Genomic DNA, 17,342 nt, shown 5'->3' with positions numbered 1-17,342 from the left:
GGCTCTCACCGTTTTACCGGCGGAGGCGCCGCGTGCAAGGAGGGCGCCGCAAGCCCTTCGTCCCGCTTGCCTGAAAGCGGCGCGCCCTGTACATCGGCGGCATGACACGCACCGCGCTCTATCCCGGCTCGTTCGACCCCGTCACCAACGGCCATGTCGACATTCTGCGCCACGCGCTCGACCTTGCCGACAAGGTGGTCGTCGCCATCGGCGTCCATCCCGGCAAGTCGCCGATGTTCGCCTTCGAGGAGCGGGTGGAGATGATCGCCCGCATCGCGCGCGAGGCCTTCGGCGCGGCGGATGCGGCGCGCATCGAGGTGATCGCCTTCGACGATCTGGTCATCGAGACGGCGCGGCGCAATGGCGCGGCCTTCCTGGTGCGGGGCCTGCGCGACGGCACCGACCTCGACTACGAGATGCAGATGGCCGGCATGAACCGCTCGCTGGCGCCGGAGGTGCAGACGGTGTTTCTGCCGGCCTCGCCGGAGGTCCGCCACATCACCGCCACGCTGGTCAGGCAGATCGCCAAGATGGGCGGCGACGTCCGTCATTTCGTTCCGGCTCACGTTGCGGAGCGCCTGGCCGAACGGCTGGCCGCCCCGCGCTGACACCCCGTTTCAACCCCCTCTGCGGGAGACTTCCTCCATGGCACGCCTGCTTTCGTTCCTTTCCGCGCTTGTCCTTGCCGCAACGCTCGCGATGTCGCCCGCAGCGGCGCAGACCACCGATCCCGAAAACACGCTGCTGCTCGACCTGAAGGACGGGCGGGTGGTGATCCGCCTGCGGCCGGACCTGGCGCCGAAGCATGTCGAGCGCATCAAGACGCTGGCGAGCCAGGGCTTTTACGACGGCATCGTCTTTCACCGGGTGATCGACGGCTTCATGGCGCAGACCGGCGATCCGACCGGCACCGGCATGGGCAAGTCCGACCTGCCGGACCTCAAGGGCGAATTCACCGGCGAGCCGTTCCGCCGCGGCACGCTCGGCATGGCGCGGGGCCAGGACCCGGACAGCGCCAACTCGCAGTTCTTCATCATGTTCGCCGATGGCGACTGGCTGAACCGCCAGTACACCGTCTGGGGCGAGGTGATCGAGGGCATGGAGCACGTCGACAAGATCAAGCGCGGCGAGCCGGTGCAGAACCCGGACAAGATCGTGCGCATGCGCGTCGCCACCGACGCCAACTGACCCGACCAAACCGCAACACCACACCAAAACCAAGGAGACCGAGGGTGGCCGACTACAAGGATGCAGAAAACACGCTGGTGATGGAGACCACCCAGGGCCAGGTCGTCATCGAGATGCGCCCGGATCTGGCGCCGAACCATGTCGCGCGCATCAAGGAACTGGCGCGCGAGGGCTTTTACGACGGCATCGTCTTCCACCGGGTGATCGAGGGCTTCATGGCCCAGACCGGCTGCCCGCGCGGCACCGGCACCGGCGGCTCGGGCAAGAAGCTGCGCGCCGAGTTCAACGCCGAGCCGCATGTGCGCGGCACCTGCTCGATGGCCCGCGCCCAGGACCCGAATTCCGGCGACAGCCAGTTCTTCATCTGCTTCACCGATGCCCGCTTCCTCGACCGCCAGTACACGGTCTGGGGCGAGGTCACGGAAGGCATGGAGAATGTCGACAAGATCAAGCGCGGCGAGCCGGTGGTCAATCCGGACAAGATCGTCTCGATGAAGGTCGCGGCCGACATCGCGTAACGCGCAACAAGCACGGCGACGCAGATCGGGGCAGGGGCCGGACGGCGCCTGCCCCTTTTCGTGAGGCCGCCGCTTCCGCCAATGGTGTCCTTGTCCCGGATTGTGGAAACGGGGCGCAGGCGACATAGTCGGCGGACAAATCAGGGAAGATCGGGCCAGAAACCGGCCGGAAGATCGCGCCAGAAACCGGGCCGGATAACAGGACAGGACCATGAGCAAGCTTGACGATCTCCTGGCGCAGAAGGGCACGCTGCTGGCCGACGGCGCGACCGGCACCAATCTCTTCGACATGGGGCTGACCTCCGGCGATCCGCCGGAAGAGTGGAACGTCACAGAGCCGGAGAAGATCCGCACCCTGCACCGCAAGTTCGTCGAGGCCGGCGCCGACATCATCCTGACCAACACGTTCGGCGCCAATCGCCACCGGCTGAAGCTGCACAAGCTGGAAGGGCGCGTGCACGAGCTGAACAAGGCGGCGGCGGAGCTGGCCCGGCAAGTGGCGGCGGAGGCCGGGCGCGAGGTGATCGTCGGCGGCTCCATCGGCCCGACCGGCGAGCTGTTCGTCCCGCTCGGCGCGCTCACTTTTGAGGAGGCGGTCGAGGCCTTTGCCGAGCAGGCGGAAGGGCTGAAGGCGGGCGGCGCGGATGTCGCCTGGATCGAGACCATGTCGGCACCGGAGGAAATGCGCGCGGCCGCGGAAGCCGCAGCCAAGGTCGGCATGCCCTTCGTGGTGACGGCGAGCTTCGACACGGCCGGGCGCACGATGATGGGCCTGCCGCCGAGCGGCCTTGCCGACCTTGCCGGCGAATTCGCCTGCGCCCCCGTCGCCTATGGCTCGAATTGCGGCGTCGGCGCCTCGGACCTGCTGGCCGCCGTGCTGGAAATCACCCGCGACCATCCGGACGCCATCGTCGTCGCCAAGGCGAATTGCGGCATCCCGGTCATTCGCGGCGACGAGGTGGTCTATACCGGCACGCCGGAACTGATGGCCGACTATGCGCGGCTCGCGGTCGATGCCGGCGCGCGGATCATCGGCGGCTGCTGCGGCACCTCCTATGCCCACCTTGCGGCGATGCGCCAGGCGCTCGACGGGTACGAGAAGGGCCCGCGCCCGAGCGTTGCCGATGTCGTCGCCCGCCTCGGCCCGCTGGTCTCCCCGCCGGCAGCAAGCTCCACCGACGGCGGGGACGGCGAGGGCGGAAGACGGCGACGCAGGAGGGGGTGAGGGCCGACGCGCAGAGGGGGCGCTGAGATGCGTCCGTTCTGTCCGGATCCGGTCAGGGCTCGAAGGCGGGCTCGGACGTTATGTCCCGCGCCTTTCCTGCCGGCTTTTTCTCCAGGCGGCCCAATCGACAGCCTCGGCCTCCAGAACGGTCAGGTCTCCCGGCTCGACGCGATCCATAAACAGGATCAGGTTTTGACACTCCCATCTGGCGCTGGGAGCCAGTAGTCCATCGAAGTCCAGGAAGAAGGCGGCATCCGCGATTTCCTGGCTGCGTTCATAGCTCAAGTCTCCGTAACGCTCGGGGACGATTCCCAACGCGGACAACGCTGCGAAATCGGCGAGTTTGAGCGTTCGGCGGGTTTTTACCGATATCCGGTGCAGGACGGACTGCAGCTTTGACGGGAAGACCGGTTGCCGGCTCAAATGAAAGTGAATTTCTTCCAGCGCGCCGTCCCGTTCGAGGGACGTGTAAAGGACATCGAACGTGCCCGGGTCCCATCTGGCTTGGGGCGCAGATCCTTCCAGCACGTCACGCCCGGCGCGTACGATGCGCCAGACATCGCCCTCGAACGAGACACGAGCCTGGGCGTCCAGAGCGTCAAGCAGTTCGATATCCCGTGCGCGTCGCTCTACCATCGACTGCTCAGATGTAAGCGCCGGCGTCGAGGCGCTCGATCACGGCGAGCACTTCCTCGGTCCGGTCGGCATTTATCAAGTCGATGGCTCTCTCGCCGTTCAACAGCGGGTGCCGGGAATGCAGCCAAAGACGGGTCTCGTCGGCGGTGTAGAAGTCCGAAAGCCTGTCCACGACATACCGCAAATCGGCAATAACCGTCTGGGTTCTTAAGTTGGGCGATCCGGTTCCCCGCGTCCAGCGGGACACAGTCGCTGTCGAGACATCGACGATATTCGCGATATCCTTCCCCTGAAGGCCGCCGCGCGACCGGAGATCGTCGAGGATACGGGCAACTGCGGTACTCATCGTGAGTTCCTTCTGGACGTGGCGGTGGAGGAGCTTTGCGGTCGACGTCGCGGCGTGCGGAGGCGAGGAGCCTCGCTTATCGTGCCGTGAAAGTCGTCGAGCACAGACTGCATCTTCTCCAGTCGCTCGCGAGAGCGCTACGCCTGCCTCTGTTCAAACCTAGATTACAAAATAATTTCATCAGAGGAAAGATGTGAAATCGATATGGAATTCACTTGGCCGGCGCCGCTCGTGCACTGGCACGCGTGCCCGGTCACGGTGACCGCCAGAGCCGCGGCCTATCGCTTCGCTGGCGTTCAGCCTCAGAAGACCAATTTCCTTTGGAAGCTATAGGGGCGGTATCCCCACCACCCGCTCCACCAGCTCCTCGACGCTCCGGCTGCCGTCGAGGCGGAGGACAGGGGCGGTCTGGGCGACGAGCCACTCCTCGTGGCGGGCGCGGTTGCGGCCCGAAAAGCCGTGAGTGTCGTAGCTGGCGGCCCATGCGGCGAAGGCCGTATGGATCTCGTGCATGTCGCCGCCCGGATCGATGCGGGTGCCGTAGCGCTGGCGCTCGCGCGCCCTGAGACGCTCCATCCGCAGGGGCGTCGGCGTCGCCACGAAGACGATCAGGTCGACCTCCTCGATCAGGGCATCGCCCCAACCGTCGAACGAGCCGGTCAGCACCCAGCCGCGGCCCTTTGCCTGCTCCACTTCGGCCATGTCGGCGGCGATCAGGCGCACGCGCTCGTCCGGCGGGCGCTTGTCGGTGAAGGGCGGGTCGGTCGGCAGCCAGTAATAGTCGTCGACATCGAACTGCGGCATGCCGAGGCGGGCGGCGAGCGCCGCGCCGAGCGTGGTGACGCCGGCGCAGGAGGCGCCGGTGATGTAGATGCGGCCCGCACGGGTCATGGGCGGCTCAAAGGCTCTTCAGCCAGGGCAGGAAGCCGTCGAGGAAGCGCGTCGTCGCCGGCATGAAATGGCTGCCGTGATGATACATCGGATCGAGCGCGGTGACGATCATCCGCCCCGGTGTGGTGACCTCGTCGTCGTAGAGCACGGAGCCCTTGCCGTCCACGTCGAGCAGGCTGACGGCGCCCTCTGGCACGTCGAAATGGCCGTGATGGTGCCAGGTGGCATCTGCGAGGGTGATGTGGCCGAACAGCGGATGCTCGGGGGCGGCGATCTTCAGGCCGAGGCTGCCGCCTTCCTTCCACCACCAGAAATTCGTCGGCGTGTCGTGCCAGGAGACGCCGGGCAGCCAGGCGGGCTGGCCGGTCGAGCCCATGGCGATGACGGTGCCGCCACTGGTGAGATAGTCGGCGAACTGTGCCCGGCAGGGGATCAGTTGCGAGGGATCGGTGCGGCAGGAGACCAGGATCAGTTCGTGCGCGGAGAGGTCGGTTCCGGCGAGGTCGCGGATATAGACGATCTCGTCGAAATGGTCGCGGTAGCGCGGCTCGTAGAGCGAGCGGTGGTGGTAATAGGTGCCGCTGTCGAGGGCGGTGATGCGCGCCATGCTCAAGCCTCCTGTCCGGCCGCCCAGCGGCACAGTTGCGGCACGATCCGCGCCGTGGTGTCGCTGGAGCCGGCATACATCCAAAGGTCGTTGCCGGCATGCATGAGGATGCGCCCGCCGGCCGGGCGGTGGTAGAGCCAGTCACAGGGCGCCCGCTCCGGCCCCAGCCCGTGCAGCGGTATGGCGCCCGGCGGCGGCGGGTTGTGGCCGCGCGCGTAGAAGCCGGCAACGCCGCGGCGAAAGGTCAGCTCGCGCGCGTCGACCCCGGCAAAGACCGGGTGATCGGTCATCCGGTGCACCTCCAGCGTCGCCAGCGTCACCTTCGGCAGCACCACGAAGGGAGCGAACTCCGGCAGCATCGGCCAGGCGACATGGCCGTTGAAGACCAGCGTGCCGCCGCCGTCGAGAAAGGCGGAGATCTTGCCCGCCAGCGTTCCGAAGTAACGCTGGTCGAGATGGGCGGGAACGAGCAGCGCCCGATAGGCCGACAGGTCGGCCCCTTCCAGCGCGTAATGGTCGATCTGGTCGAGATCGTCGACGAAGCCGGAAATGTCCGGCAGGTCGCCGCCCGCGCCCTTGATCGGCTTGAGAAACAGACAGGATGCCATGGGAAACTCCGGCGGAAGGGGACCGGCGCGGGGAACGCCGGCCGGTCCCGTCCGTCTTGTCGGCAGGCTCAGTTCTTGGTGACGGACTTGAAGTCGTAGAAGAAGCCCGAGGGATGGACCTTGTAGCCCTCGACCGTGGCCCTGGAGGCGGCGACGAAGACCTTGTGCACCAAGGGGATCTCGGGCGCGTCCTCCTGCAGGATCTGCTGGGCGCGGACATAGGTGGCGAAGGCTTCCGGCCCGGCGTCGAGGGTGCGGCCCTTGTCGACCAGGGCGTCGAACTCCTCGTTGACCCAGAACTGGTAGTTCATGCCGGCCTTGGAGTGGAACTGCGACTTCAGGTGCAGGTCCGGGTGCCCGGTCATTTCCGGCGTCCAGAACACAACGGAGATGTCGTAGTCGCCCTGGCGGACCAGCTCCAGCATGCCTTCCCAGGTGAACATCTGTACCTTGGTCTCGATGCCCTGCTGCTTCAGGAGAATGGCGAGCGCCTCGGTGATGGTCGGCATTTCGGCGCGGCTGGAATAGCTGAGGATGCGCAGGGTCAGCGGCTCGCCGTCCTTGGTCCAGGTGCCGGAGGACTTGTCGTAGCCGGCCTCGGTGAGCAGGGCTGCGGCGGCTTCGGGATCGAAGCTGTAGGGCGTCACCTCTTCGCTGGTCCAGGGGAAGGAGGCGGGGAAGAAGGTCCAGGCCGGGTTGCCGATGCCGTCGAGCGCGCCCGTGACGACGATGTTGCGGTCGACGAGCAGGTTGACGGCGCGGCGCAGGCGCACGTCGGAGAGCACGCTCTTCTCGCCCGCATTGATCGCGCCGTAATAGATGCCGGCGCTTTCCTCGCTATGGACGGTGAAGCGGGCGTCGGCGGACAGGCGCGCGACGTCGGACGGCAGCAGGTTGTCGATGAAGTCGACCTCGCCGGCCTCCAGCGCGATGGCGCGGGCATTGTGGTCGGGGATGTAGCGGTATTCGATGGTCTTGAGCGCGGGCGCCGCGCCCCAATAGCCGTCGAAGCGCTCGACGATGGTGCGGTCCTGCTTGCGGTAGTCGGCAAGCTTCCACGGGCCGGTACCGATCGGCGTGACGAACTGGCCCGCCTCATCGAAGGAGGCCTTGCCGTAGATCACGGTGATGGCATCGGTGAGCTGGTTCGGCAGGGCCGAGAAGGGCTCGGAGGTCTCGATCTCCAGCACCAGGGGCTCGGGCGCGGACATGCTCTTGATGTTGAGCAAGTCGGCAGCATAGGGCAGCAGGTCGACGACCCGCTCCAGCGAGAATTTCGCGGCCTCGGCATCGAAGGGCGAACCGTCATGGAAGGTGACGCCCTCGCGCAAGGCAAAGCGCCACACGGTCGGCGAGACCCGCTCCCAGGAGGTGGCAAGGCCGGGGACGAGGGTCATCTGGTAGTCGAGCTTGATCAGCGTGTCGAGGATCTCGCTCTCGTTGAAGAAGCGGCTGCGGCGCGGCGCCATGGCGAGCGGCAGCGCCTCCCACATGGTGGCGACGACCAGCGTGTCGGCCGGCGTCTCGGCGTGGGCCGGAGAGACGAGCGCGTCGGTCGCGGGCAGGGCGAGCATCGCCGCAGCTATGGCGGCAATCGCGTGCCTGCCGAACCGGGGGAGGGAAAGGGAGAGGGGCATGTGCATCAGCTCCGTGTTGTCAGGTAGTTGGTGCGGCCCGCGCGCAGCCGGTCGCCGAGGGCATCGCCCAGGAGATTGACCAGGATGACGAAGGCCATGATCGTGAGACCCGGCACCAGGACGAGGCGCGGGTGATCGCGAAGGTGGTTGCGGGACTCGGCGATCATCCGGCCCCATTCGGGCGCGCCGGGCTCGACGCCGAGGCCGAGAAAGCTCAGTCCCGCGAAGGACAGGATCACCCAGGACATCGAGTAGCTGCCCATGGCGAGGAGCGGCGTCAGGATGTTGGGCAGGAGGTGGCGGCGGATCACCGACAGGCGCGGCACGCCGAGCGCCTCGGCGGCGAGCACATAGGTCTTGCTGCGCTCGATCATGACCGCGTTGCGCACGAGGCGGGCATATTCGGTCCAGTGGACGGCGGCGAGCGCCAGGATGACGGCCTGAAGGCCGAGGCCGAGCACCCCGGCGATGACGAGGGCGACGGCAAGCGCGGGCAGCACCGAGACGCCTTCGCACAGGCGCATCAACAGCCGGTCGCCGATCCCGCCGAAATAGCCGCTGACGGCGCCCAGAAGCGTGCCGAGGCCGGCGGAGGCCAGCACCACGGCGAGCGCCGAGAGCGTGGTGAGCTGCGCGCCGTAGAGCAGGCGCGAGAGCATGCAGCGGCCCATCGCGTCGGTGCCGAGCGGATAGGCAAGGCTGGGCGGCGCGAGCCGGCCGAGGATGTTGGCAGCATAGGGATCGTGCGGGGCGAGCAGCGGGCCGAGCAGCAACAGGCCGAGGAGCGCGGTGACGGCGAGCGCGAGGCCGCCGCGGCGGCGGGCAAGGCCGGTGCGAAGGCGGGCGCGAAGACGGGTGGCGGCGGCGACCATCTAGACCACCTCCCGCGTGCGCGGATCGTAAAGGGCGATGGCATAGTCGACGGCGAGATTGACCAGCACATAGCCGCAGGCGACGACGAGGAAGCTCGCCTGGATCATCGGATAGTCGCGGGCGAGCAGCGCCTCCACCATCATCCGGCCGATGCCGGGCCAGCCGAACAGCGTCTCGACGATGATCAGCCCGTCGAAGATGCGGGCGAATTGCAGGCCGGTGAGGGTGAGCACCGCCGGCAGCACATTGGGCGCGGCATGGGTGAGAAGGGCGCGGGTGCCGGAGAGGCCCTTGGCCCGGGCGGTGCGCATATAGGGCTGGGCAAGCTCCTCCAAGAGGCAGCCGCGCACATAGCGGGCGAGGATGCCGCAGACCGAGGTGGCAATGGCCAGCGTCGGCAGGACCAGATGCGCCGGCGTGCCGTAGCCGGTGCTGGGCAGCCAGCCGAGCGCGAGGGAGAACAGCAGCGCCAGCAGCAGCGCGTACCAGAAATTCGGGATCGACATGCCGAGAACGGCGAAGGCGGCAAGGCCGCGGTCGAGGAGGCTGCCGGGAAAGGCGGCGCAGACCGCCCCGACCGGCAGGGCGATGGCAAGCGCCAGCAGCAAGGCGGCGACCGCAAGCTTCAAGGAGGCGGCAACGCGCAGGGCCAGTTCGTCGGCGACCGGGGTGCCGCTGACCATCGAGCGGCCGAAATCGCCGGCGAGCACATTGCCGAGCCAGACGAGATATTGCTGCGGCAGCGGCGCGTCGAAGCCGTTTTCCGCCGAGAACCGCGCCAGCGCCGCCGCGTCCGGCAGGGTGCCGTCCATCTGCGACATCAACAGCACTTCGGCGAAATTCCCCGGCATCAGCCGCAGCAGGGCGAAGCCGGCGATGGAGATCGCCAGCAGCAGCAGCGCTGCCGAGAACAGCCTGAGGACGAGTTGCCGTGCCATGTCCGGGTGCCGGGTGGGCCTGGGGGCCGTTAAACTTGAGTGTAGAAATCATGAATTTTCGGGATCGTCCATGCCCCGGCGAAAAAACCTGACAATTTTGCTCATGAAATTTCGAAACAACATATCCAGGGTTTCAGCAGGACTGGCAGTCTCTATCCAGAGGCGAGGGGCCAGAGGCGAGGGGCCAGAGGCGAGGGGCCAGAGGCGAGGGCCGTTCACGAGAGTGTGCACTGGACCCGGCGGCCTCCTGGGTTAGGCTTGGGCGATGAGCTGGAGAACGGACGCCCTGAGAAGGACGCTCCCGGCCACGGCCCTGGCGATGGTGCTGGCCGCGGCGATGGTGCTTGTCGCCCTGGTGCCGGCGCGCGCGCAGCCGGCCGGGGGCGAGCCTGTCGACGTCGCCCTGGTGCTCGCCATCGACGTGTCGCGCTCGATGTCGCGCGAGGAACTGGCGATCCAGCGCCGGGGCTATGCCGAGGCGATCGCCAGCCGCGAGGTCTTGCGGGCGATCGAGCACGGCCCGCATGGGCGGATCGGCCTGGCGATCTTCGAATGGGCCGGCGACTTCCACACCCGCGAGGTGTTGCCCTGGACGATCGTCGAGAGCGCGGCGGACGCACAGGCGATTGCCGCGCTGCTGCTGGAAGAGGAGAGCTCCAGCCAGAGCCGCACCTCGATCTCCGGCGCGATCCTGCGCAGCATGGCGCTGCTGGAGGAGGTGCCGTTCGCGGCCGAGCGGATGGTGATCGACATTTCCGGCGATGGCCCCAACAATCAGGGCCCGCCGGTGACGCAGTTGCGCGATATGGCGGTGGACCGGGGCATCACCATCAACGGGCTGCCGCTGATGACCGTCGACGGCTTCGCCCGGTATTTCGCCATTCCCGATCTCGACGAATATTATCGGCGCTGCGTGATCGGCGGGCCGGGCGCCTTCGTCGTGCCGGTGCACGAGTGGAACGAGTTCCCCGAGGCGGTGCGGCGCAAGCTGGTGCTGGAAATCGGCGAGCTTGCGCCGTTCCACGACCCGTGGCGGCAGCATCACGACGGCGGTGTGCTGCCGGTGGTGCCGGCGCAGTTCGCCGCCGAGGAGCCGTATGACTGCCTGGTCGGCGAGAAGATGTGGCGCGACCGCCGGGACCTGTTCTACGACGGCGGCAGGTAGGCCAGCGCTCTAGCCCCGCCGCCGGCGGCGACGACGCCCGCCGTCGCCGTCGTCGTCCGCGCCCTCGCTCGCCGCGCGCGGCTCGGGCAGCGCGACCGCCGCGCGCAGCTTGACGAAGGGGTCCACCTTGTTGGGGATCGCCATCGCGTTGACGAAATGCTCCTGGAAGCGCGGCTCCAGCGCCGTCTCGATCTTCTCGATCTCGCGCACGACGCGCTCGACGGTGCGCCGCTCGCCGCGATTGATCAGCGCCATGCGCGCGCCGGTGCCGGCGGCATTGCCGACGCTCGCGACATGGGCGAGGTCGCAATCGGGGATCAGCCCGAGGATCATCGCGTATTTGGTGTCGATATAGCTGCCGAAGGCACCGGCAAGCCGGATGCGCTCGATCGGCGGATTGCAGAGCTTGTCGGAGAGGAGCTGGATGCCGGCATAGAGCGCCGCCTTGGCGAGCTGAATGGCGCGGATGTCGGTCTGGGTGATGGTGAGCTCGATGCCCTCGCTCGCCACCACATAGGCGAAGGTCCGCCCCTTTTGCACCACGCGCGGCGAGCGCTCGGCGAGCGCGCCGTCGATCAGCCCGTCGACGGTGATGACGCCGGCAAGATAGAGCTCGGCGACCGCCTCGATGATGCCCGAGCCGCAAATGCCGGTGACGCCGACCTGGTCCTTCTTCTCCGCGAACTCAGGATCGTCCGACCACTCGTCGAGGCCGATCACCTTGAAGCGCGGCTCGAGCGTGACCGGATCGATGCGGATGCGCTCGATGGCGCCGGGCGCGGCGCGCTGGCCGCAGGAAATCTCCGCGCCCTCGAAGGCCGGGCCCGTGGGGGAACTCGCCGCCAGCAGCCGGTCGCGATTGCCGAGCACGATCTCGGCATTGGTGCCGATGTCGACGACCAGCGTCAGGGCTTCGGCCTCGAACGGGCGGGTGGAGAGCGCGGCGGCGGCGGCATCGGCGCCGACATGGCCGGCGATGCAGGGCAGGATATAGGCGCGCGCGCCGGGATTGAGCTCCAGCCCCAGCTCGGAAGCCGGGATATGCACGGCGCCCGACACGGCGAGGGCGAAGGGCGCGCCGCCCAGCTCCGTCGGGTCGATGCCGAGGAAGAGGTGATGCATGATCGGGTTGCCGACGAAGACGGCATCCATGACGTCCTCGCGGGTGGCGCCGACATCAGCGACCAGCTTGGCGACCAGCGCATCGACCGCCGCGCGCACCGCCGAGACGAGATCGGGCAGGCGCGCCGGGTTCATCTGCACATAGGAGACGCGCGACATCAGGTCTTCGCCGAAGCGGATCTGCGGGTTCGATGTGCCGGCCGAGGTGACGGTGCGGCCATTGGCGAGATCGCAGAGATGCGCGGCGATGGTGGTGGAGCCGATATCGACGGCAAGGCCGTAGACGGTGGTCTTCTCGCCCGGCCACAGGGCGGTAACGCGCGGGGGGGCGTCGTCGTCCTGCCAGATGGCGGCGGTGACGCGCCAGTGGCCGGCGCGCAGCACCTTCTGCACCTTCGGCAAGAGCGGCGGGTCGAGGCTGAGGCCGGACAGGCCGGAGGCTTCGGCAACGGCGGCGAGCAGCCGGTCGCCATCGCCCAGCGGCTGCTCCATGTCCGGCTCGTCGACTGTGACGGTGACGAGGCGGATGGCGCTGTCGGGCGCGACGGTGACGTTCTCGGCGCGCTTGCGCACCACCTGGCGATTGGTCTGCGCCTCCATCGGCACGTCGACCACCATGTCGCCGAGGATCGCGGCCTGACAGGAGAGGCGCCGGCCTTCGGGAAGACCGCGCAGGGAGAGGTAGCGCGCCTCGGCATCGGTCACCGGGCCGAGATGGTCCGCCGTGCTGGTGATCTGCTCCTTGGCGAAGGCGCCTTCGGAAACGGAGATCTGGCAGCGGCCGCAGATGCCGCGCCCGCCGCAGACGGATTCGACATAGACGCCGAGCGCGCGCGCGGCATCCAGCAGCGGCGTGCCGAGTGGGAACATGCCCCGCCGGCCGCTCGGCTGGAAGACGACCTTCGCCGTTTCGGGCGTCTCGCTCATGGCCTCGCCCGTTCTCGTGGTTGGTCTTGCGTTCAAGCGCTGGCCCGCCTCCGTCCCTCGCGTCCGCCGCGCCGTCCGGAGCCGCCCGAGGCGGCGGGGGCGGGGGCCGGGCCGCCTTCCGCGCCCGGCTTGTAGTCGCGATAGGTCATGATCCAGTCGGAGCAGTTGGGATCGTTGCCGGTCAGCACGTTGGCGGCGCGCACCGCCTCCATCTCCTGCGGCCGGCAGGGGTTCATGATGGCGCTGGTCATGCCGGCGCCGATCACCATCGGGATGAAGCCGGCATTGATGCCGTGCCGGTGGGGCAGGCCGAAGGAGATGTTGGAGAGGCCGCAGGTGGTGTTGACCTTCAGCTCCTCGCGCAGGCGGCGGAGCAGGCGGAAGACCTGCTGGCCGGCGCTGCCCATGGCGCCGATCGGCATGACCAGCGGATCGACGACGATGTCATGGGCGGGAATGCCGTAGTCGGCGGCGCGCTCGACGATCTTCTTGGCGACCGCAAAGCGCACGTCCGGGTCTTCGGAAATGCCGGTCTCGTCGTTCGAGATCGCGACGACCGGGACATTGTATTTCTTGACGAGCGGCAGGATCGCCTCGAGCTTTTCCTCTTCGCCGGTGACCGAGTTGACCAGCGGGCGGCCCTTGGCGACCCGAAGGCCGGCCTCGATGGCGGCGGTGACCGAACTGTCGATGGACAGGGGCACGTCGACGAGGCTCTGGACGATCTCCAGCGTCCTGACCAGCAGCGGCGGTTCGGTCTCGTTGGGATTGACGGCGGTGACGCCGGCATTGACGTCGAGCATGGTGGCGCCGGCGGCGACCTGGGCCAGCGCGTCCTTCTCCACGGTGGAGAAGTCGCCGGCGGCCATCTCGGCGGCGAGCTTCTTGCGGCCCGTCGGGTTGATCCGCTCGCCGATCACGCAGAACGGCTGATCGAAGCCGATGACGATCTCGCGGGTGGCCGAGGCGACGATGGTGCGGGTCATTGGGCTACCTCTGCGGGGTAAGTCGCGGTGCCAGCGGCGGGAAAGGACCAGCTCCCGCGGGCACTCAGCCAGTCGGCGGTCTTGGTCAGGCCGCCGAAGGGAAAGACATGGATCTGCTGCAGCCGGGTCTCGGGCTGGGTCTGCACGCGCAGCTCCAGCGGGCCGACCATGGTCTCCGGATCGTAGCCCGACAGCATCGAGACGACGGCGCCGCCCCGCTTCTTCAGGAAGGAGAGCGAGTTCTCCACCCCGGCGAAGGCGGCATATTTCAGCAGCGTCGTCATCTTGGCCGGGCCGGCGACGCCGATATGCACCGGGAAGCGGTTGCCCCAGGCGGCGATCTCGTCGAGCCAGAGGCTGACCTTCTGCGGATCGAAGCCGAACTGGGTGACGATGTGAAACTCGGCGTCGCTCTTCGCGGCGAGCTCGTGCTTGCGCATCAGGAAGGCGCGGATGGTCTCGCGCGAGATCTCCGGCGCGCCCTCCGGATGGCCGGCAACGGCGATGCGGGTGATGCCGAGCCGGTCGAACAGGCCGGTCTCGATCATCGCGACGGAGGAGGCGATGGGGCCGGGCGTCGGCGCCTCGCCGGCCACCGCCAGCACCTCGCGGACGCCGGCTTCCCCAACGAGGCGGGTCAGCCGGTATTCGAAGGCGGCGAAGGAGGGATAGCGGCGCGCGGCCATGTGCGGCACGGCAACGAGGCCGGCATCAGTGACCGCGCGGGCGGCGCGGATGATGTCGTCCTCGCCGACATTGCCGAGATCGGTGAGATAAAGGCGCGTGCCGGCGGGGACGAGACGGAGCAACTCCGGCTTTTCCACTACCTGGCGGGGCGACATTTCCGTGGAGGCGGCAAGGCGCCCGAAATCGTTGAGGCGGTGGTCGGTCATGTCGCCGGTCCCGTGCTGGTGTGGTCGGGAGAGGGGGAGGCGGCCGCATCAAAGCCTTCGGCTGCGACCAGGGCCGCAAGCCGCTCCGGCGGATAGGCGGCGAGGAGATCGGCAAGCGCCGCCTCCGCCTCCGCCTCGATGTCGTCGCCGACAGCGACGGGATCGCCCCGCCGCCACTCGGCCAGATAGGCGTCGCTGTCCTTCGCGCCGACGCGCATGGCGCAGCGGTCGACAGCCTGGATGAAGCGTTCGGGCAGCTCGCGGCGGGCGCTGGCGCGGCCGGCCCGGACCAGCACCTGGGCCGGGATGTCACGCCAGTAGACGATGGTTTTCTGCGCCAAGATGCGGCCCTTCGACCCGGCCGGGAACGCCTGTCGTCCCCGTGCTTTCGAGCATCATGATGCCTTTGGCCGGCCATCTCATCGGTGCACAGACGACACGGGAAAGCCAGAAAACGACAGCGGCGAAGGGGCGCCGGAACGCGGCACGCCCGCCGGGGGTTTTCGCTCCCGGCGGGCGTACCTGTCGTCGTGCGGGAGGTGCGAGACTCAGGCCTCGGCCGTGCCTGCCGGGTCCGCCTTCCAGCGCGCATGCAGCCTGGCGATGTCGCCCGAGCACAGGGCGCGCATCTCGCGGCCGATCCGCTCGATCGGCCAGTCCCACCACGCCATCTCCAGCAGCATGGCGATCTCCTCGTCGGAAAAGCGCTTGCGGATCTCGCGCGCCGGATTGCCGGCGACGATGGTGTAGGGAGCGACATCCTTGGTGACGAGCGCTCGGCTGCCGATCATCGCGCCGTGGCCGATGCGGATGCCGGGCATGATCATCGCTTCCGCGCCGATCCACACGTCATTGCCGACGACGGTGTCGCCCGCCGGGCGATAGGCGTTTTCGGCGTCCGCGAAGGCCGGTTCCTCGGGCATGAAGAAGAACGGGAAGGTGGAGATCCAGTCCATCCGGTGGCCCTGATTGCCCGCCATCATGAAGCAGGCACCGGTGCCGATGGAGCAGAAGCTGCCGATGACCAGCCGGTCGACATCGTCGCGGTCGGGCATCAGGTAGCGGGCGCAGTCGTCGAAGGAATGGCCGTGGTAATAGCCGGAATAATAGCTGTAGCGGCCGACCGAAATGTTGGGGGTGGTCACCTGCTCGCTCAGCAGCTTGCCCTTGAAGGGGCTGTCGAAAAAATTGCTCACGGGAGGTCGTCCTCTGTCGCGAGGCTGGGCCCTTTCCGGCCCGTTGGATGGGATGAGGGGACCGGTCCTGCGGCTCATGCCACGCAGACCCGTCCGTGCCGCCGGGACCGCGCTTCTAGCATGCGGGAGGTATCGCGCAAGGACGCGGATGCAACAGGGGCGTGCAAACAAGCGGTGATCAGGTACTGAGCGCGGTGAGCCGCGTTTCCAACAGGCCGTAGCCGGTGACCCGCTTGGCATAGGCAAGGCCGAGCCGCTCGGCGGCCGCGCGGGCCCGCGCCTCGACGTCCGGATCGGGGGCCTGTTCCAGGTAGAGCAGGCGGGTGTAGTTGCCGAAATAGGCGTCGCGCAACTCGGGATGCGTGTCGAGCCCGAGCGGGCGGATCACCAGCGTCTCGAAATGGCGGGCGAGGAAATCGGTGAGATAGAAGGTACCGGGCTCGGCCTCGGCTTCCGCGTCGAAGGCGTCGAGGCCGGCGAAAAAGGCGTAGCAATGGGCGCCCTCGATCCGCTCCACCCCTTCCTCGGCCAGCACCGTGTCGAGCAGCCCGCCGGTGCCGCAATCGCCATAGCCGATGAGGATATGGGCGTAATGCGGCCGCAGCTTGCGGATCTCGGCGCGCACGGCGGCCGGGATCTTCTCCGGGCGGTTGTGAAGCTGCGCCGGCAGGCATTGCAGCTCCACATGGGTGAGGTCGTTGGCATCAATGATGGCGAGGATCTCGCGCGCCAGCGCGCCGCAGGCGATCACCAGCACCTTTTCGCGAAAGGGCGCGGGTGCCGCCGGCATGGCTCAGCCCGCCCGCGCCACCAACTGGTTGTGCTTGCGCGCGATCAGCTCCTTGGCGAGTTCGACGGTCACCGCCGCGTCGCGCCCATAGGCATCGGCGCCGACCGCCTGGCTGAACTCCTCGTTCAGCGGCGCGCCGCCGACCATGACGATATAGTCGTCGCGGATGCCCTTCTCGATCATCGTGTCGATGACGACCTTCATGTAGGGCATGGTGGTGGTCAGGAGGGCCGACATGCCGACGATGTCCGGCTTGTGCTCCTCGATGGCCGCCAGGTAGTTCTCGACCGGATTGTTGATGCCGATGTCGATCACCTCGAAGCCGGCGCCCTCCATCATCATCGAGACGAGGTTCTTGCCGATGTCGTGGATGTCGCCCTTGACGGTGCCGATCACCATCTTGCCGACCTTCGGCGCGCCGGTCTCGGCGAGCAGCGGGCGCAGCAGCCCCATGCCGGCCTTCATGGCATTGGCCGACATCAGCACTTCCGGCACGAAGAGAATGCCGTCGCGGAAGTCGACGCCGACGATGCGCATGCCTTCGACCAATGCGTCGGTGAGAATCCGGTAGGGCGTCCAGCCGCGCTCCAGCAGGATCTCCACGCCCTCGACGATTTCGTCCTTGAGGCCGTCATAGAGATCGTCATGCATCTGCTCGACGAGTTCCTCGTCGGACAGCGACCTGAGATCGAGATCGTCTTCCTGCGACATCGCGGGCGCTCCGTTTGCGCATTCGGGGGGCATGGCTCGCTTCCGGGCCTGCTTCCAGTACACTGGTTTGCACCGCCTCCCGTCG

At 67.8% G+C, this 17,342-nt stretch carries 20 protein-coding genes; 5 read left to right on the top strand and 15 right to left on the bottom strand.

Going from position 1 to position 17,342, the window contains the following annotated elements; all coding sequences use genetic code 11:
- The first annotated feature begins 101 nt into the window (after positions 1-101).
- The 4 genes from coaD (at position 102) to bmt (ending at position 2,931) form a co-directional block, all read left to right on the top strand.
- On the top strand, positions 102-608 hold the full coding sequence (coaD, locus tag P2PM1_RS21990) for a pantetheine-phosphate adenylyltransferase (protein ID WP_186389873.1): 507 nt from the start codon (positions 102-104) through the stop codon (positions 606-608).
- 37 nt (positions 609-645) lie between these two features.
- Positions 646-1,188: a peptidylprolyl isomerase gene (locus P2PM1_RS21985; RefSeq protein ID WP_186400559.1), complete on the top strand. Its 543-nt coding sequence runs from the start codon at positions 646-648 to the stop codon at positions 1,186-1,188.
- 80 nt (positions 1,189-1,268) lie between these two features.
- Entirely contained in the window at positions 1,269-1,706 is a 438-nt protein-coding gene (locus P2PM1_RS21980) for a peptidylprolyl isomerase (protein ID WP_186400595.1), read from the top strand.
- A gap of 211 nt (positions 1,707-1,917) precedes the next feature.
- Positions 1,918-2,931, top strand: a complete 1,014-nt coding sequence (bmt, locus tag P2PM1_RS21975; protein ID WP_186400558.1) for a betaine--homocysteine S-methyltransferase — start codon at positions 1,918-1,920, stop codon at positions 2,929-2,931.
- 78 nt (positions 2,932-3,009) lie between these two features.
- Here the strand turns inward: bmt and P2PM1_RS21970 are convergent, their stop codons facing one another.
- The 8 genes from P2PM1_RS21970 to P2PM1_RS21935 all read right to left on the bottom strand — a co-directional run bounded on the left by P2PM1_RS21970 (position 3,010) and on the right by P2PM1_RS21935 (position 9,467).
- Positions 3,010-3,567, bottom strand: coding sequence for an RES family NAD+ phosphorylase (locus tag P2PM1_RS21970; protein WP_186400557.1), 558 nt, complete (start codon positions 3,565-3,567; stop codon positions 3,010-3,012).
- A 7-nt stretch (positions 3,568-3,574) separates the two neighbouring features.
- Positions 3,575-3,913 (bottom strand): antitoxin Xre/MbcA/ParS toxin-binding domain-containing protein, encoded by a 339-nt coding sequence (locus P2PM1_RS21965; RefSeq protein ID WP_186389869.1) that lies wholly within the window; start codon positions 3,911-3,913, stop codon positions 3,575-3,577.
- A gap of 327 nt (positions 3,914-4,240) precedes the next feature.
- On the bottom strand, positions 4,241-4,804 hold the full coding sequence (locus tag P2PM1_RS21960) for an AAA family ATPase (RefSeq protein ID WP_186400556.1): 564 nt from the start codon (positions 4,802-4,804) through the stop codon (positions 4,241-4,243).
- Between the two features lie 7 nt (positions 4,805-4,811).
- Positions 4,812-5,411 (bottom strand): hypothetical protein, encoded by a 600-nt coding sequence (locus P2PM1_RS21955; protein ID WP_186400555.1) that lies wholly within the window; start codon positions 5,409-5,411, stop codon positions 4,812-4,814.
- 2 nt (positions 5,412-5,413) lie between these two features.
- On the bottom strand, positions 5,414-6,019 hold the full coding sequence (locus P2PM1_RS21950; protein ID WP_186400554.1) for a hypothetical protein: 606 nt from the start codon (positions 6,017-6,019) through the stop codon (positions 5,414-5,416).
- 68 nt (positions 6,020-6,087) lie between these two features.
- Entirely contained in the window at positions 6,088-7,656 is a 1,569-nt protein-coding gene (locus P2PM1_RS21945; RefSeq protein ID WP_186400553.1) for an ABC transporter substrate-binding protein, read from the bottom strand.
- Positions 7,657-7,661: 5 nt separating this feature from the next.
- Positions 7,662-8,528, bottom strand: a complete 867-nt coding sequence (locus P2PM1_RS21940; protein ID WP_186400552.1) for an ABC transporter permease — start codon at positions 8,526-8,528, stop codon at positions 7,662-7,664.
- A complete protein-coding gene (locus P2PM1_RS21935) occupies positions 8,529-9,467 on the bottom strand; it encodes an ABC transporter permease (protein ID WP_186400551.1) in 939 nt (312 codons plus the stop codon).
- A 265-nt stretch (positions 9,468-9,732) separates the two neighbouring features.
- Between P2PM1_RS21935 and P2PM1_RS21930 the strand changes: the two genes are divergently transcribed.
- Positions 9,733-10,632: a DUF1194 domain-containing protein gene (locus P2PM1_RS21930; protein ID WP_186400550.1), complete on the top strand. Its 900-nt coding sequence runs from the start codon at positions 9,733-9,735 to the stop codon at positions 10,630-10,632.
- 9 nt (positions 10,633-10,641) lie between these two features.
- On the opposite strand, the gene P2PM1_RS21925 is transcribed toward P2PM1_RS21930, so the two are convergent.
- From P2PM1_RS21925 to P2PM1_RS21895, 7 genes are all read right to left on the bottom strand, one after another.
- A complete protein-coding gene (locus tag P2PM1_RS21925; RefSeq protein ID WP_186400549.1) occupies positions 10,642-12,681 on the bottom strand; it encodes an ASKHA domain-containing protein in 2,040 nt (679 codons plus the stop codon).
- A gap of 32 nt (positions 12,682-12,713) precedes the next feature.
- Positions 12,714-13,667, bottom strand: a complete 954-nt coding sequence (locus tag P2PM1_RS21920; protein ID WP_186389861.1) for a methyltetrahydrofolate cobalamin methyltransferase — start codon at positions 13,665-13,667, stop codon at positions 12,714-12,716.
- Complete coding sequence (locus P2PM1_RS21915) at positions 13,664-14,560, bottom strand: methylenetetrahydrofolate reductase (protein ID WP_186400548.1); 897 nt, start codon at positions 14,558-14,560, stop codon at positions 13,664-13,666. The genes P2PM1_RS21920 and P2PM1_RS21915 overlap by 4 nt, the downstream gene beginning before the upstream one ends.
- Positions 14,557-14,901, bottom strand: a complete 345-nt coding sequence (locus tag P2PM1_RS21910; protein ID WP_186389859.1) for a virulence factor — start codon at positions 14,899-14,901, stop codon at positions 14,557-14,559. Before P2PM1_RS21910 ends, P2PM1_RS21915 begins: the two co-directional genes overlap by 4 nt.
- A gap of 207 nt (positions 14,902-15,108) precedes the next feature.
- On the bottom strand, positions 15,109-15,756 hold the full coding sequence (gene catB, locus P2PM1_RS21905) for a type B chloramphenicol O-acetyltransferase (RefSeq protein ID WP_186400547.1): 648 nt from the start codon (positions 15,754-15,756) through the stop codon (positions 15,109-15,111).
- A gap of 178 nt (positions 15,757-15,934) precedes the next feature.
- The gene (locus P2PM1_RS21900) at positions 15,935-16,546 is read right to left on the bottom strand and encodes a DUF1638 domain-containing protein (RefSeq protein WP_186400546.1); all 612 of its coding nucleotides are present in this window, start codon (positions 16,544-16,546) and stop codon (positions 15,935-15,937) included.
- Positions 16,547-16,549: 3 nt separating this feature from the next.
- Positions 16,550-17,257: a B12-binding domain-containing protein gene (locus P2PM1_RS21895; protein WP_186389856.1), complete on the bottom strand. Its 708-nt coding sequence runs from the start codon at positions 17,255-17,257 to the stop codon at positions 16,550-16,552.
- Positions 17,258-17,342 lie beyond the last annotated feature (85 nt).

Source organism: Stappia sp. P2PMeth1 (genome assembly GCF_900185735.1).
In the GTDB taxonomy this organism is placed as follows: domain Bacteria; phylum Pseudomonadota; class Alphaproteobacteria; order Rhizobiales; family Stappiaceae; genus Stappia.
Note: the sequence above shows the minus strand (reverse complement) of the source record. Positions and strands in the feature narration are given on the sequence as shown.